Below are 16,857 nucleotides of genomic sequence, written 5' to 3'. Positions count from 1 at the left end.
AGACACATAGATACTAGTCCAGAAGCAAGTATTGAACAGTATTTAAGATTCAATACCAATGGTTATCAAATCAAAAGTATAGATTTAATAAAAATAAACATCATGGGAATATTTCATTGGATTTATTCCAATGAAAGCTAGTTTGAAGAGTTTGAAGGACGGTTTCAGTGGATAAACTCCAATGGATAATCTAAAAAGCAGGCCGTTTTCGAGGTTTTATGGATTATCATTGGACTAATTCCAGTGCAAGCTTGCAATAAGCCCTTTGACGGCTGATTTCATTGGATAAATTGCAATGAGAAGTATTAATACCTGCTCCCCGTAGTCCGCGTGCGTAATGAAAAGCACAGAATGGATCCTTTTTCTTAATTAAGTTTTGACAAAGCCAGAGGAGATATCTTGTTTTTGTTGAATTGGAAAGGATCTGGTAATGAAGAAATTTATTGCTCGGATGAAGAATACCCATTTAAAGCGGGAATTCAATTACTACGGATAGACCTATTAAAGTTAATTTATTTAAGGACAATAAAGGCTATAGGAGTGAAACTATGCACCCATATGATTTTAATAGAGAAATACAAAGTGAACGCCTCCTTTTAAGAAAGATGACTTTAGAAGATGCAGTTGACATTTTCGATTATGCGTCAGATGTGCAGGTTTCAAAATTCACCACTTGGGAAAATCATAAGAATATCGAGGATACACTTACTTTTTTGAAAATAATTATGCAGAAATATGAAAACAATCAGCCAAGTGATTGGGGAATTGTTCATAAGGAAACCAACAAGGTCATTGGGACGTGTGGGTGGGTATATATCAATGAGTCTCATCATCGTGCAGAAATAGGATATGCGCTTTCACCAATATATTGGAATCAAGGCATAATCACCGAATCTATGAAGCAGGTGCTAAATCTAGGGTTTAATGAACTGGACATAAATAGGATTGAAGCTAGATGTATGATTGGGAATTTGGGTTCAGAACGTGTCATGATCAAGCTTGGAATGCAATTCGAAGGGCTCATAAGGGAGCAAATGTTTGTGAAAGAAAGCTACATTAATATAAAGATGTATTCCATCTTAAAGAATGAATGGATACAGCAACGTTTTCCTAACTGAACAGCGAGTAAGTACATAACGAGGCTACTGCGGATCTTGCGCAGGAAGGGAGAACTAGCGTGTTAGACAAAGGCCTACTAGAGGACGGACTGATCATTATTTCCCAATGCAAAAAAGAAACTGGAGATATTTGGAACGCGCATTTTGGTGCCGCAGCGATTGCAAGTTATTTTTTTATAAAAGAAAACAATTTGCCTCCTGACGTAGAACGAAAAGTAATCGCTCAAGCTAGAAAGATGGTTAAGAAACACACTTTACCTTATAGTAGTAACGGGCACAAACGAAGTGATATTAGCCATGCAGAGCGTATTATTTTAGAATCGCTAGATCGGACAATCGATCAGCTTCACTGGGTCGGTCATAATGTTATTTACGCCGCATTGAGTTTATTGGCTATTCATGAGCTTAGCTGTTTTGGAACCAATGAGGATCTTACAGGAATCTCCGAGCTTGTAAGTTCTTTTGACAAAACCATTCCAGGACGTTCTTGGTTAGGTTTTTCCGCATCCGACGTGAAGAGACTGGACATAGTGACATCTGACAACATCTCGGAAATAAATAGTGCTGAGCAGCTTTCTGAGTTTGTTCTTAAGGAACTTGCTGCATTTAACGTTATTTATAGAGCCGAGTCACACCATGATCTAATCGCTCATATGCTTACTTTTTCACATGCACTGAACATTTTATATGATCTCGGACATGTCACGTATTTCAAAAGAGGAATTCATCCACTTCTTAAATTGGTCAAAGTTCTTCGAGCCAGCCGTGACATTGAGGCAGATAGTCCTATTCAATTAATCTCGCCAGTTGACCGCAAACCGTTAGAGAAATCAACCCGGAGCCCTCATCTGCCAATCGAGCTAGGATTTTGGATCAATGAAAATGATGATCATGATTGGGATTTTGGTCATCAGTTTAAATTTCCATATAGCTTTTACAATCACATGAACCGAGTAAAAGAGGTAGATGAATTAAGCGTTGAAAAATTTCGCTATTTAGTAAAAGGGTAGGGGCATTTCGTATATCCTTCAAGAAAACAGAAGTTCAAAGGATGTTAAGTAAATGCTGTAGCTATGAGCATTAATAAATATTGATCGATGAAGCCGTAAGGCTGAAAAACAGCCCTAAAGTGGTGGGAAAGCCGTAGATGACCTCCGTAAGGCTGAAAAACAGGCTTATCGGGAGAGAAAGGCATGGATTTTCCAAAATTGGTGATTGTAAGGCTGAAAAACAGCCCTAAAGTGGTGGGAAAGCTGGAGATGACCTCTGTAAGGCTGAAAAACAGGCTTATCGGGGGAGAAAGGCATGAATTCTCCATGGAGGTGTAAATATGAAGTATTTAAGCATTGGTCTAATCATACTCTCTATGCTGACACAAGGATGTTCAACGAGATCCGATCCCGACTATGGTAGCAATCCTGAAATTGCTTTGCGTTCATATCTCCTAGGATGCAAAAACAAAGACATCGCAACGACAATGAAGTTATATGGGGGGGACTACTCCATACTCGATAATTGGATGAATGAAAAAAACCACAAAAAAGCTTTCGCAGCATATTTAGAGGAGTCATGCCCAAATCTAAACCAAATCAAAGAAATGAAGAAAATTAGTGATGATAAATATGAAGCGACTGTTACTTTTAAAAATGATGATGGTACGCCTTTTCAGGTTAGTCGTAGTGATGCATCTTGGGAAGAGTTTACATATAACTTGAATAAAAAAGAAGGAATATTTAAAATAGATGAGTTACCTAGGCCATAACAACATGACGATTGATGAAAAGATTGGCTAAATAAAAAACCATGATACTGAGATTTAGTATCGTGGTTTTTTGTGTTTTATTCACGAAATGTGCGGATAGTCTATGTAAGCATGGCTTGATAAATTAACATTTCTAGATATGTTTTCGCAGTAAGTGTGATACCACACCAGCGGAAGTCGTTTTCATTTGCAAAGTTATCCATCATTGAATACGTTTCCATACACTAGTCATTATGCTAGAATCAGCAGTAACAACTACTAGTTCCCCAGAAAGCTAAGGATCGAGGGATCATCCATGTTCAAAGCCAAATTGCCCAATATCCTCCGCTGGGGGAGAATTCGAATGCCTTACAAGCTGCTGCTTGTTTATATGCCGCTCATCTTGCTTCCCGCATTAGCTGGCACCTACCTGCTGACCAGCAGTTATACAGATTCATCCAAAGCTCAAACTTCGGAATATGCCACGGATCTGCTTAGTTTAATGGGCCAAAAGATGGATGACCGTTTGATCAGCTACGAGAAGCTAAGCAAACAGATTATGACAGACGATGGACTGCTTTCGTTAATATCGCTTAAACCAAGCTCGAATTACGAGAAGTTTCAGATTCAGAATGCGATTAATGAGAAATTGAACGTTTTCTGGCTCGGTGCCGATCAAAATGTATATATTCGAGCGATAAAGATTGAGACGCCGGATGCTCAGTATACCTATGGCAAGAATGCAATTGATGATTTCGCGGTCGGGGATGCAGACTATAAGCAGCAAATAGAGGATATGAAGGGCAGTGCGCTCTGGTTCATGCCACACCTGTATAGTGACGGGTATGAGAAGTTTGAGGCGTTTCGTCTGGGCCGTTCTGTGCGAGATAAAAATTTGAATGTGCTTGGTACGCTCACTATTATTATTGGCACCAATACGATTACGGATTTTTTCTCCAATTCAAAATTTCAAGAAGGTGTTGCGATCAAGCTGCTGTCACCCGACAACGCGCTCATTCTTAGCAATGGCGTCAAAATCAATGAAGATGAGCGTCAACTGCTCACCTACTCGCAGAATCAGCTGCACAACAATTGGCATCTATCTGCACAGCTTTCGCTGAATAAGCTCTATGAGCCCATTTATCGCATAGTTCGATTAGCCATCTTCATCGTGCTTGTCTGTATTGTCATTGGACTAGTCGTCACCCAGCTGTTAGCGATGGATTTGGTCATCCCCATTAGACGTTTGATGATTAATATGAAGCATGGCATCAAAGGCGTACGCCCTGGAAAGCTGAAACAATTTGGCGGCGCCATTGAGATTGTGGAGATGAATGATACGTTCATTTCTGTGATGTATGAAATCGAGCAGCTCGTCGATGAGGTATCCAAGCAGGAAGCCAAGAAAAAGGATGCAGAAATTCGGGTTTTGCAGAATCAGATGTCTCCTCATTTTTTATACAATACGCTGAATTCTATCCGCTGGATGGCTATGATCCAGAAACAGGACAATATTAAGGAAATGGTGGATTCCCTGAATCAAATGCTCACCTATGCGCTGCGCGGCAAAGGGGACCCGGTCAGACTGGCGACGGAGATCGCGATGCTGCGGAATTATGTAACGATACAAAAGGTTCGCTTCCAACACTTCCAATTCATCACGGATATTCCGCAAGAGCTGGAGGATATGAGGGTGCCGAAGTTTTTGCTGCAGCCATTGATGGAGAACGCCCTTATTCATGGGTTGGCCCAAGCGGATCGGCCTGGCGAAATCACCATACGGGTTAGAGCGGAAGACCACGTGCTTCTGCTGACCGTGGAGGACAACGGTATAGGTATTGAGCCAGAGCAAATGCTCGAGATCGTTGGGAGTTTCAAGAAGTCGGATGATCACTTCGGTCTGCACAGTGTGCATGAAAGAATCCAGCTCCATTACGGCAGCAGCTTCGGCTTGTCTATGAAGAGCGTGCCAGGTCAGGGAACTGAAGTTACCGTAACATTGCCACTACAGCTTCAACCTAGAGAGGAGGACGAGTAACATGCGCAATGTCATGATCGTAGACGACGAGTCTCTCGTACGCATTGGGCTCCAATCCATCATTGCTTGGGAGCAGCATGGTTATCATATTACCGGCGTGTTTAAGAACGGTGAGGAGGCGCTTGCAGCGGCATCGCGGCAGCACTTTGACGTAGTGCTTACGGATATTCGGATGCCTGGCATGGATGGTTTTGAATTGGTTCGTGAATTGAAGCGGCTAGCACCGAACCTTCATGTTATTGTGCTTAGCAGCTACAATGATTTTGAATATACGAGACAGGCAATCCGGCTTGGCGTGAATGACTATATTTCCAAATTCGAAATGGAGCCTGACGAATTGCTGCGTGTACTGGCTTCGCTGCCTTTTGCAGACCAATTGGAAGCAGGCAAAGTAGTTGGAGATGGCGCTGCACATATGTCCGATGCTCCACTATTGGCAGAAGTGAAACAACTGCTCGATAACAGCAAGTCGGAAGAAAGTACATCCCTTGCGATGAAGTTTCCACTGCTTGCGAAGAAGCTGGCTGATAACGGAGATGGATTTCGTTGGGTGTCTCTGCTGCCTTGCCCGCGTGAAGCCGGCTATTCTTCAACGGAGCGAAAAGCCATGCTGTTATTAGCGGAAGAAATGTTCTCACGGCTCCGCAACCCCATCCTGTTCGGTGAAAGCGGCGGATATTTGCATGGCGGCTACGCTTGTGAACTGGGAGGTGGAGCGCTTGCCAGCCGGGAAGAAAGTCTCCGAATGGCGGAGGAGTGGACTTCTGCGTTCGCTCAGAAGCTGAACGTTTCATTGGCTGTTGGCTTCGGGAACATGTTCGCTTGGAGCGGGAGCTGCGAGGAGGCGCGTCGGGAAGCTGAAGCAGCAGCGGAGCTGTCACTGTTCAACAGCAGCATTCAGTTCTCTGAAACTTCGGGAGAACGGAGAGCGTTTACGGAAGAGGAATGGTTAAACTTATACAAGCAAATCAAGCAGCGTATTCGGTATATGCAATTTCGCCCGTTGGCAGACGATTTGACGCGCTATATGGATGAGAGATCCGATCTTTACAAGCCATCGGAATGGATACGACTCGGAGTTGCAGCGGTATCGCAGCTGGCCGATTTCATGATAGAACGGTACGACCCTGGTACGGCTGAACTGCGGGAAAAGTTTGGTTCCCTTTGGCCGTTTGCCGAGACAGCAGGAGCAGTCCGTACGGCTATGGCATGGCGGCTAATGCTGCAGGACATAACAGATCGTATCCAGCAAATGGTTGCTCATCGGCAAGCAAAGGGAGGCTGGATCGAACGCGTAAAGGACTATTTGAAGGTTCATTACGGGGAGCAAATCCGGCTTGAGGATATGGCTCAATTAGCTAACTTCAGTGAGAATCATTTCAGTCAACGGTTTAATCAAGAGACGGGTCAGGCTTTCTCGGATTATTTGACCGATTTGCGGATCCAGGAAGCCGTTAGGCTATTCCGCGACACGGAGTTGTCAACGGAAGAAATAGCTGAACGGGTTGGCTATTCAAGTCCGAATTATTTTATCAAAGTGTTCAAAAAGAAAACAGGCCAAACCGTCAAACATTTCAAAAGTACGCAAAGATAGGTTTAGTTGGCATCAAAATCGAGAAATATAGAACATACTGCAACCGGAGCCAAGTGGGTTCCGGTTCGTTTGGCATGAGAACAGAGAGAGCGCGCATGGAATGAGTACTTGTTACCGTTTACAATAAGAGTAGATCGCGATCCGAACGACAATACGCTTTAGCAATGAAAAACAGACATGGGAGGGGTTCATTTTGACAAAGAACAAAACAGTTATGCTCCTGACGGTTACTGTGATGAGTGTACTTCTGCTCCAAGCTTGCGGAGGAAACAGCAGCACCCCAGGAAGCTCATCCGCGCCAAGTTCATCCAATCCGAAGTCGAGCTCATCGCCAAGCGGGGATAAAGTCACGCTTAAGGTTTGGGGTGATCTTGGCAACCAGGCTGTTCTGGAAGAGCCGTTCAAAAAGATCAACGCAGCCTTCGAAGCCAAAAATCCCAATATTAAGATTAAGTACGACTTTGCGCAGAACGATCAAAGCTTGAACGTGGCGCTGCAGGCTAACGAGCTGCCTGATTTATTTTGGGTGCAAGGAGACAAAACGTCCAAGATGAGCGAGATGGTCAAAAATGGCTTCCTGCTCGACCTCACCTCAGCGAACATGGATCTGGCAAGGTTCAAAGCACCAGAGAAAGACTACTGCACGGTGAACGGCAAGCTGTATTGTTCACTGCCTTCATTCTTCGATACGAATGTGGTCTATTACAACAAAGATATCTTTAATAAAAATGGACTTGGCGTGCCTAAAAATTGGGACGAATTTGTCCAAGGCCTCGACAAACTGAAAACTGCAGGTGTGACACCAATCGCCTTGGCTGGCAAAAGCGAATGGGATCGCGCTTGGCCGGTCTTTGCTTTAGCTCCAGCTTTTGCAAACAATGCTATCCAGGCTGCGCAGTTGGGTAAAGGCAAGCTCACCGATCCAGCCTTCGCTCAAACCCTGCAAGCGTTCCGTGATTTTGCGGAGAAAGGCTATTTCGGTAAAGATTTCCTAGCGCAAGACATGGCAGGGGCGCAGTTCTCTTTCACGAACGGCAAGTCAGCAGCCATTATCGACGGTACGTGGAATAATGCGACGTATGTTGCCTCAGGCATCAATTTGGGACGCTTCCCGATTCCGAACAAAGAGGGTAAACGCGTCGTACAATCCAGCTACAGTAATTTCATGACCTATGCGATATCAGCCCAGACGAAGCACTCTCCAGAAGCGATCAAATATTTAAGCTTTTTGAGCGGGCAGGAGGCCCAGCAAATCATGGAGGACTCCACAGGTCTTGTACCGACGATCAAGGACATTAAGCCAAAGGATGATGGCGTCAAGGAGATGGCAGTTTTTGACGAAGCGGGGCTGAACATTTATTCTGTGCTGACCGTGTTGTCAACGCCGAAATCGAATGTGGCTGACACTTTGATGAAGGAAGTCATTCCGAAGTTGATGACGTCTGCCATTACGGGTGAGCAGGGAGCTGCGATCCTCGATAAAATCGCGACCTATCCGGCACAACAATAACGTTAGAAATCCGCAGAATGGTCAAGCGGCGGGAGAAGAAACGCCGCTTTGGCCTGCTTCTGCATGAAAGCAGGTGGTCCCCGTGGCATGGATTCGCAGAAAACCTTATCTCTGGTTCATTTTTCCAGGTTTTGCCCTTTATACGTTATTCTCTGTATATCCGATTGTTTCAGCTATTCAGATCAGCTTGAACACGTGGGATGGTATTGGGGCAAAAACGTTCGTTGGAATCGACAATTATGTGGAATTGTTCTCGAACCCGGAGCTTTTTTCTCAGCTTAAGAATGCGCTGTCTCACAGCTTCACGATCTTTGCCCTTAACGCACTTGTGGTGCTTCCAGTTCAATTGTATTTGGCTTATGTTTTATATGGGCAAATCAGAGGGCACCGTTTTTTCCAAGCTATGATCTTTTCCCCGCAATTTATTGCAACCCCCGTTATTGCCTTCATGGGCGTCATGGTCTTCGATGGCAATATCGGCGTGTTCAACAAGCTGCTTGAGGTCGTTGGTCTTGGCGATTGGACGAGGCCTTGGATGGGACTTCCTGAGCTAGGCATTTACATTGTTTGGGTATTGGTTGCTTGGTCAGGCATCGGGGTCGGCATGATCTTTTTCCTAGGCGCTATGAAAATGATTTCTGTGGAAACGATTGAAGCTGCACTGCTCGATGGCGCCACCTATTGGGGAAGGTTCTTCCGTATCGTCGTGCCTCAAATCAAAACGACCATACTGAATATGCTCATTTTGACCTATATTTTCGCTTTAACCTTATTCGATTTCAGCTTCATTCTAGGCGGTGCTTCGGGGGGAATTAACCGCAGTGTCGATGTGATGGCTTTATTCTTCTACCGGATATCGTTTGGTGACAACAGCTCCGTCGGAGGCTCATCCAATATCAACGCGATGGGCATGGGCACGACCATTGCCTGTGTGATGTTCATGATCGTCTTCCTCGTTTCGCTGCTGCAATTATTCCTTATCTATCGTAGATCGGAGGATTAAGATGAATCTGAGACCGAAAAAAATGCCGATCAGCGCAGCCATTCTGTGGGTTTACTCGCTTTTTACGTTGTTCGTGCTTGTCTATATGACTTACCAATCGTTCCGTCCCAAGAAGGATCTGTTGTCAGCAACCTTCGCGTTCCCCAAGCATTTGTACTTCGGAAATTACCGTAAATTGTTCATGGAACAGGGCTTTTTCACTTATTTGCTCAATAGTTTATTGATCGTAGCGGCTGCATTATTCCTTGTGGTCATGTTATCGACAATGGTGGCTTACGGCATAGGGAAATTTAAGTTTAGATTTAAAAATGGCGTGCTGCTCTATTTTCTAATCGGCTTAATGTTCCCCGTGCAGCTTGGCATTGTACCGATCTTTCTGCTTATTCGTCAGATGGGTCTGCTGGATAGCCAATTCTCTGTTATTCTCGTGCTGGCGTCAGGGCTTTCCATGCCTGTGTTTTTGCTGACGACTTTCTTTGCCAATTTGCCAAACGATCTCTACGAATCTGCCAAAATCGACGGGGCGGGTGAATGGACCACGTTTATCCGTGTCATGTTTCCACTAGCCAGCCCGATTACGTTCAGCATCTGCATCATTATGTCGATGCAAATCTGGAACCAATTTTTTGTACCGCTCATTTTTCTGCACAGCGAGTCGAAGAAAACGATACCACTGATGATTATGAAGTTCACCAACAATGCCATTTACAATATGGATATGGCTATGGTTGGCTCTGTCATGGCGACGGTGCCGCTGCTGATCCTGTTCTTTTTCTTCTCGCGCAGAATTATCGAAGGTGTTGCATCTGGCGGTGTAAAAGGATAAACCTCCAATTAACGCCAACTTGATTATACAAATAGGGAGGAAAAGGATATGGATCAATCAATGATTATCAAGCTTCGCACGGAATATCTGGATTGTCCGCTAGGGATTGATACGAAGGCTCCGAGGCTTGGCTGGATTATGCAATCCAAGCGGCGAAGCGCGAGTCAGAGCGCTTATCGCATCATTGCAGCTTCTTCCCAGCAAGTTTTGGATCAAGATGAGGGGGATCTGTGGGACAGCGGCGTTGTTGTCAGCTCCCAATCCCAGCATATTGTCTATTCCGGCAGCCCGCTGCAATCCGAACAGAGAGTGCACTGGAAGGTGCGCGTCTGGGATGAACAAGGGGAGGCCTTAGCTTGGAGCGAAACGGCGTCATGGACAATGGGGCTGCTCAGCCGCTTGGAATGGGAAGGCTGCTTGATTGGCCGTGCAAGCGGACGCAAGCCTTCCCGCGAAGAGCCGCTGCCTGTCGTTTATTTGCGTCGCTCGTTCCGCTCGGAAGGCGCAGTTCGCAGAGCGACTGTTTACGCTACAGCATTGGGTTTGTATCGGCTTCACCTAAATGGAGTGCGTATTGGAAACGATGCGCTCACGCCGGAATGGACCGACTATCATGTACGTACGCAATATCAAACCTACGATATTACCTCCTGCATTCAAAGTGGCGATAATGTGATTTCGACCCTGCTGGGACACGGCTGGTATACCGGTTATATCGGGATGTACGGGTATCAGAGATATGGCATGGAACCTTCGTTTCTGCTTCAGATGAACATTGAATATGAAGATGGAACGCGCCAAAGCCTCTCTACGGACGATGATTGGAAGGCAGGCTTTGGACAGATCGTCGGTTCTGATTTGCAAATGGGAGAGAATTGGGACGCACGGCTTGAACCCCATGGTTGGCAAGAGCGCAGCTTTGACGATGACAGATGGGCTTCCGCCTCACGAATGCATGATTATCGAGGGAAGCTGGTTGCCCAAATGTCTCCGCCCATTCGGGCTCTTCAATCAAGAACGCCAAGCGATATTCGAAGATTAGCGGAAGAAACCATATTGGTGGACATGGGGCAGATGACGAGCGGTTATCTTCGCATTGTTGTGCAAGCAAGCGAGGGCACTCGTTATACGCTGCGCTATGCAGAAGCTTTGGATGAAGAGGGCCGGCTGTACACGGAGAATCTCCGTTATGCCAGACAGACCGATACTTACATCTGCCATGGCAGCGGACGCGAGACTTTTGAGCCTGTTTTCACTTATCATGGCTATCGATATGTGGAAATTAGCGGTGGACCAGCACCCTTGCCTGAGGATATCGAGGGAATTGTGGTTTACTCCAGCCTACCGGAGGTAGGGACACTGGAGACTTCGAATCCGCTTGTGAATAAGCTGATCGACAACATCCGATGGACGCAGCGAGCCAACTATATGAGCGTTCCGACGGATTGTCCGCAGCGTGACGAGCGGCATGGCTGGACCGGCGATGCGCAGATTTTTGCCCCGACAGCCGCTTACAACATGGACGTCTCCGCCTTTCTTGCCAAATGGCTGAACGACATGGAGGATGGGCAGAGGCCGACGGGCGCTTTCACCGATTTTGCCCCTTTCATCTTCGGTCCGAAGACGGAGTTTGACAATGATTTCACCTACACTCACACCGCCTCTGCGGGATGGGCCGATGCGCCGCCGATCATCGCTTGGCTGCTGTTCGAGAGATATGGAGACAGCCAATTATTGCGCAAGCATTATGCCTCCATGAAACGATGGATGGACTACAACGAAGCCCTGTACCCTAGCGGAATCCGCCGTGACGCTCCCCAGTACGGCGACTGGCTGTCAATCGATGAAAGGCCGTTCACGGAGACAAAGGAGGAATTCGGTTGGCAAGTGGATGCTCACTCGACAACACCTTATGACGTTTTTGCGACCGCTTATTGGGCGAATGGCGTCAAGCTGATGTCCAACATTGCACACGTCATCGGCGAGGAAGCCGATGCCGCACATTACGATAAGCTATACGAGTTTGTGCGAGCAGCTTTTATCCGTGAATTCGTCAGTGATGCGGGCGAAATCAGGGGCGATACGCAGACGGTTTACGCGCTTGCTTTGGCTTGGAGCTTGGTGCCGGATCAGCTCAGAGATGCCGCGCTGACGCGGCTTGTCGGCAAGATCGAAGCGGCTGGCGATCTAGCGGCAACGGGCTTTCATGGTACGAAGCATCTTATGGAAGTGCTGTCCGAGAACGGTCATGAATCGCTTGCTTTCCGTTTGCTGCTCAGGGAACAGTATCCTTCATGGCTGTATTCGGTTCTTCAAGGGGCGACAACCATCTGGGAGCGTTGGGATGGATGGACGGTGGCGAATGGCTTTCAGGACCCAGGGATGAACTCCCTTTGTCACTATGCATTCGGTTCGGTTGGCGAATGGCTCTACCGCCATGTAGGGGGTATTCGTCTAGACCCTACCGCGTCTGGCTTTAGTCGATCCGTGATTCGTCCACGCCCACTAGGCGGTATTCACTCAGCCAAGTGCGAGTATGACTCCATTCAAGGTCTTATTTCAACGAAGTGGACGCTGCAAAGCGACGTATTCGAACTCATGCTTACTGTGCCTGCCAACGGAACTGCCTTTGTTCATATGCCTTCAGAGGAAGGAACGTTAGTGACAGAAGGAGGGCTGCCTGCGGCGAGTGTGCCTGGCATTAGGGTTATGGGCAGGGAAGGGGACTGCGAAGTTTTACTCGTTGAATCGGGAAGCTACCAATTTAAATCTTTTTATGAGACTTCGCGACATAAATAAGCTGAATAACGACTCCAAAAGGGCTGTCCATCAAGGTCTTCTAATGACCTCTTGGACAGCCCTTTATTTACTGCTCAACAATGGATACCTCGTTTATTCGTAAGTAATTTGCCATTTCGTTATTCTTCCGCGCGGCACCCATTCGACGACAAGCAGATTTCCTTGGTTATCGAGGCATAACGCGTGCGGGGAAATGAAGTGATCATCCTTCCATTCTGACTCGGGAATGTCAGGCCAACGTTCATCCACCCATTGATTAGGGTTCTCACCGATATGCGTGATCACCCGAAACTGGGCATCCGTTATCGTCACGCGACTATTCAAATCGGGAATGTAATAGTGGTTTCCGTCACCAACCAGATCGCAGGGCAGCAGGAAATCACCGATATAGGTGCGCAGCAGCTCACCGTCTAACGTGAAACAAGGAAAGCGTTGATTTCTTCGATCGGCCACGTACAACAGTGGCTCTGCGCCACTTGTGTCGATCCATAAGCCATGGGGTTCCTGAAATTGTCCGTCACAGCTGCCCCGACCGCCCCAAGAGCTGAGCCATGTTCCAGCACAATCGTAACGGTGAATGTAGTACTCCCCATAGCCATCGACCACATAGATATCGCCATTAGGCGCAACGCTCACATCCGTTGGCTTGAATTGCTCTGAAGAAGGATAAGCTGTTGAGAGAGGGGGAGCGCTGATTGTCAGCAGCTCCCGTCCATCCAATGTGTATATGGCAACCAGATGCCTGACAATGTCAGTCAAATACAAGAATTCTTCGCCGTTTGCTTCGCGGCTTAGATGCAGGCCATGCGCACCGCGGGCAAATGCCTCGCCCCAAGAAAACAGATAGTTTCCTTCAGAGTCGAGAACAACAACAGCATGATGGCTCATGTTGAAGATAAAGATTCGATCCTGAGAATCAACGGCGATGCCGTGCGTGTAGCCCAGCTCCACGCTGCTTGGCAGACGAGGCCAGCCAATGACCGGCTAGGCGATTAAGCGCGGCTCAGACATTAGCTTTTACCAACAGAGGGAAACGTGGTCCTGCAATCAGCTCGCCTGCCTTCAAGCCGAGTCCGTCCGTCACGGGATGTTCCTTGCCATCGAACGTGACGCCGTCCGGCGTGAAGATGATAGCCAGTACACGGCGGGGCTTATCCGTGGAATTGGCATGGGCATAGTGGAAGGTCAGACCGTTGTGAAACGTGCAGCTTCCCGCTTTGAGCGGAACAATAACAGGCTTCTGCCCCTCGGCTTGACCTCCTTCGATATAGTCGAATATATTTTGCGGGTTGAGGAAATCGATGCCTGTTAGTTTGCCGAGTTTATGCGATTTGGGTACAAAAGCCATGCAGCCGTTGTCCTCATTCACGTCGTCAAGCGTTATCCAGATCGACATCATGCCCGCTTCGGATTCCTGAATGGGCCAGTAGGGGGTGTCCTGATGCCAAGGCGTCGCTTTGGAATCACCTGGCATTTTCCAAAGTCCATGATCATGGAAGAATCGCATACCTGAGGCGCCGGACAGCTCGAGTGCCGATTGGGCGAAACGCGGGTGGAAACTGTAGGACCCCATTCCTGCATGGTCGCGCCAAAGGTTGATCTTTTGGTTCAATACGCGGTAATAGGAACCGCCTTTGTGATCCGCTGCTAGAGATCGGTCGCTTTCCGTTTGCATGGCTTCTTCCAGATAGACACGCAGCTCCACCAGTTCTTCCGAAGTCAGCATGTTGTCCACCTGCACAAATCCATTTTCCCTATAAAAGTCGATATGCTTTTGCGTAATCGGGGTTTGTACTTTTGACTGTAGGTTCATTGTTTAAATCCTCCTTGTGTCTGGGTTTATAGCAATTATAATAGGAGGAGAGCAGAAGAACGATGGAGGAATTTCCTCATTATTTGTAAAAAAGTCGAATGAATATAAGGTGAAATAGATGAGCGAAATATTAAGAGTTGATTACCGAATGCTGTCTCCTTATGTCCGCTATGTGCATGAGGTTGAGCTTCCCGCAGGAAGCCGATTGCCGAAGCGGCATATCTACGATTACGAGTTTATTTATGTTCTCAAAGGCAGCGGTACAATCTGGATCGAAGAACGGTCCTATGCGATTCGGAGTGGCGATCTTGTGCATATCAGGCCCCATTTGGTTAATGAAATGTTAATTGCGGATGAGGCGCCAATGCTTTGTTTTGCCGTTCATTTTGATTATGTCTTTCTTGGAGAGGGCTTGGATTTTTCACCTTATTCTGTGTATTTGGGCAGGAAAGCGGAAGGAGCGGAGTCTACCGGAGAGAGCTGGCTGGCTAACAGACCTACCGTAGTCCTGGCGGAGATGGAGATTCCAGAGAAAATGCAGCCCTTGGCGGCTCAGCAGTTCTATGAAGTGTTCCGGGAGCTGCGACATTACTTCGAGGAATCGAGAACGGATGCACCGCTGCGGCTCAAAACGTTATTGCTTCAATTAATCGGACTCATCCACAGTGAACTGATGTCCAAAGAAGGCGTACGAATAGGGCATTCTCACGCAGATTTGGTGCTCGATGCCATCACTTATATGGAAGCGCACTTTACTGAGCGAATCAGTTCGGGATTGCTGGCCAAACGAGCGGCCCTTACACCCAAGTATTTCGGGACGATATTTCGGCAGGCTACCGGACAATCCGTTGCTGATTATTTGCTGCGACTGCGAATGGAAGAAGCCAAGCGATTGCTGCGGTTAAGAAAGTATTCCGTACAGGAAATAGCTGAAATCATAGGAATTGGTGATCTGTATTATTTTAGCAAATTATTCAAGCGGGTCGAAGGGATCCCTCCAAAACGATATGCGGATTCCATCTTATGGCTGGAGAGAGGAAATGAATAAGTTGTTTAGTCCAACCGAACAAACATGTAAAAACAAAATTCAATTCTGTATACGGATAAGCCTGCAAAGGCCATATTATAGTGGGGTGTTTTCCTGACGTTGATACAACGAGCCTATGATACTGAAAGAGGATAGGGTGATGAGATGAAAGCTTTAACTTACCAAGGAATGAAAAATGTCAAAGTAAAAGAGGTTCCAGATGCGAAAATACAGAAATCGGACGATATTCTAGTTCGGATCACCACAACCACCATCTGCGGGTCGGATCTTCATCTGTATAATGGAGAGATCCCTAATATGCCAGACGATTTTATTATTGGTCATGAACCGATGGGCATAGTTGAGGAAATAGGGAAAGATGTGGTCAAGGTTAAAAAGGGAGACAGAGTCATTTTGCCTTTTAACGTTGCCTGTGGTCAATGCTGGTATTGTACACATCAGCTTGAAAGCCAATGTGACAATTCCAATGAATATTTGCATGGGGATACAGGGGGGTATTTCGGTTATTCCGAAACGTTCGGAGGCTACGCAGGAGGACAAGCAGAGCTCCTCAGAGTTCCCTATGGGAATTTTATTCCCTTTAAAGTACCTGAAGATGCAGAAATGGAAGATGAGAAAATCCTCTTTCTTTCTGATATTGTCCCTACAGCCTACTGGAGTGTTGACAATGCAGGGGTGAAACCTGGTGATACCGTAATCATCCTGGGTTGTGGGCCTGTTGGGTTGCTGGTGCAAAAATTCGCTTGGCTGAAAGGGGCTAAACGCGTCATTGCCATCGACCATGTCCAGTATCGTTTGGAGCATGCCCGCAAGACAAATCATGTGGAAGTTTTTAATTTTAAGCAACAAGACGACCTTATACAACATCTAACGGAGCTTACAGGTGGTGGAGCAGATGTTGTAATTGATGCTGTAGGACTGGATTCTGAGAAAACCTTTGTGGAAAAGATAGAAACGCTATTAAAGCTGCAAGGCGGTGGACTCGGGGCTTTTCGAATGGCTGCGAAGCTGGTGCGCAAAGGAGGCACAATACAAGTAACTGGTGTCTATGGGATGAATTATAACGCATTCCCTTTTGGCGATTTGTTTAGTCGTAATATTACACTGAAAATGGGGCAAGCACCTGTTATCCATTATATGCCTGAATTGTACCGTCAGATCAAGGAAGGTGTGTTTGATCCGACGGATATTATTAGCCATAGGGTTCGACTAGATGATGCGGAACACGCCTATAAAATCTTCAATAACAAAGAGGATAATGCTATTAAAATTGTTTTGAAACCTTAACAACGTATGTGTCTAAGCAAAAAGCCGACTAAGTATTCTGTCGGTTTTTTTTAGCAATATTTACATCTAATTTTCATCTT

General features: G+C 46.5%; 14 protein-coding genes. 12 read left to right on the top strand and 2 right to left on the bottom strand.

What is annotated here, in order from left to right; all coding sequences use genetic code 11:
* The first annotated feature begins 548 nt into the window (after positions 1-548).
* The 10 genes from HQN90_RS08455 to HQN90_RS08415 all read left to right on the top strand — a co-directional run bounded on the left by HQN90_RS08455 (position 549) and on the right by HQN90_RS08415 (position 12,629).
* Positions 549-1,118 carry a GNAT family N-acetyltransferase gene (locus tag HQN90_RS08455; RefSeq protein ID WP_173217332.1) on the top strand — a complete coding sequence of 190 codons (570 nt, stop codon included), beginning with the start codon at positions 549-551 and terminating at the stop codon, positions 1,116-1,118.
* 59 nt (positions 1,119-1,177) lie between these two features.
* Positions 1,178-2,128 (top strand): hypothetical protein, encoded by a 951-nt coding sequence (locus HQN90_RS08450; protein ID WP_173217331.1) that lies wholly within the window; start codon positions 1,178-1,180, stop codon positions 2,126-2,128.
* Positions 2,129-2,311: 183 nt separating this feature from the next.
* On the top strand, positions 2,312-2,446 hold the full coding sequence (locus HQN90_RS39280; RefSeq protein ID WP_275942535.1) for a hypothetical protein: 135 nt from the start codon (positions 2,312-2,314) through the stop codon (positions 2,444-2,446).
* Positions 2,447-2,448: 2 nt separating this feature from the next.
* A complete protein-coding gene (locus tag HQN90_RS08445; RefSeq protein WP_173217330.1) occupies positions 2,449-2,880 on the top strand; it encodes a hypothetical protein in 432 nt (143 codons plus the stop codon).
* Between the two features lie 295 nt (positions 2,881-3,175).
* Positions 3,176-4,897: a sensor histidine kinase gene (locus HQN90_RS08440; protein ID WP_173217329.1), complete on the top strand. Its 1,722-nt coding sequence runs from the start codon at positions 3,176-3,178 to the stop codon at positions 4,895-4,897.
* 1 nt (position 4,898) lies between these two features.
* Entirely contained in the window at positions 4,899-6,491 is a 1,593-nt protein-coding gene (locus HQN90_RS08435) for a response regulator transcription factor (RefSeq protein ID WP_173217328.1), read from the top strand.
* A gap of 193 nt (positions 6,492-6,684) precedes the next feature.
* Positions 6,685-8,001 carry an ABC transporter substrate-binding protein gene (locus HQN90_RS08430; RefSeq protein ID WP_173217327.1) on the top strand — a complete coding sequence of 439 codons (1,317 nt, stop codon included), beginning with the start codon at positions 6,685-6,687 and terminating at the stop codon, positions 7,999-8,001.
* A gap of 82 nt (positions 8,002-8,083) precedes the next feature.
* Complete coding sequence (locus HQN90_RS08425; protein WP_173217326.1) at positions 8,084-9,004, top strand: ABC transporter permease subunit; 921 nt, start codon at positions 8,084-8,086, stop codon at positions 9,002-9,004.
* A 1-nt stretch (position 9,005) separates the two neighbouring features.
* The gene (locus tag HQN90_RS08420) at positions 9,006-9,830 is read left to right on the top strand and encodes a carbohydrate ABC transporter permease (RefSeq protein ID WP_173217325.1); all 825 of its coding nucleotides are present in this window, start codon (positions 9,006-9,008) and stop codon (positions 9,828-9,830) included.
* 48 nt (positions 9,831-9,878) lie between these two features.
* Positions 9,879-12,629, top strand: a complete 2,751-nt coding sequence (locus HQN90_RS08415) for an alpha-L-rhamnosidase (protein WP_173217324.1) — start codon at positions 9,879-9,881, stop codon at positions 12,627-12,629.
* A 93-nt stretch (positions 12,630-12,722) separates the two neighbouring features.
* Here the strand turns inward: HQN90_RS08415 and HQN90_RS08410 are convergent, their stop codons facing one another.
* Together HQN90_RS08410 and HQN90_RS08405 are read right to left on the bottom strand one after the other, a co-directional pair.
* Positions 12,723-13,580 (bottom strand): NHL repeat-containing protein, encoded by an 858-nt coding sequence (locus HQN90_RS08410; RefSeq protein WP_173217323.1) that lies wholly within the window; start codon positions 13,578-13,580, stop codon positions 12,723-12,725.
* A 52-nt stretch (positions 13,581-13,632) separates the two neighbouring features.
* On the bottom strand, positions 13,633-14,442 hold the full coding sequence (locus HQN90_RS08405; protein WP_173217322.1) for a phytanoyl-CoA dioxygenase family protein: 810 nt from the start codon (positions 14,440-14,442) through the stop codon (positions 13,633-13,635).
* Positions 14,443-14,560: 118 nt separating this feature from the next.
* Here HQN90_RS08405 and HQN90_RS08400 point away from each other — a divergent pair, with 118 nt between their 5' ends.
* Entirely contained in the window at positions 14,561-15,490 is a 930-nt protein-coding gene (locus HQN90_RS08400) for an AraC family transcriptional regulator (RefSeq protein WP_173217321.1), read from the top strand.
* Positions 15,491-15,634: 144 nt separating this feature from the next.
* Entirely contained in the window at positions 15,635-16,777 is a 1,143-nt protein-coding gene (locus HQN90_RS08395; RefSeq protein ID WP_173217320.1) for a zinc-dependent alcohol dehydrogenase, read from the top strand.
* The last annotated feature ends 80 nt before the right edge of the window (positions 16,778-16,857 follow it).

Origin of the sequence: Paenibacillus alba (genome assembly GCF_013204855.1) — a bacterium.
Taxonomy (GTDB): Bacteria; Bacillota; Bacilli; order Paenibacillales; family NBRC-103111; genus Paenibacillus_E; species Paenibacillus_E alba.
This window is presented reverse-complemented; position numbering and strand designations above follow the sequence as displayed.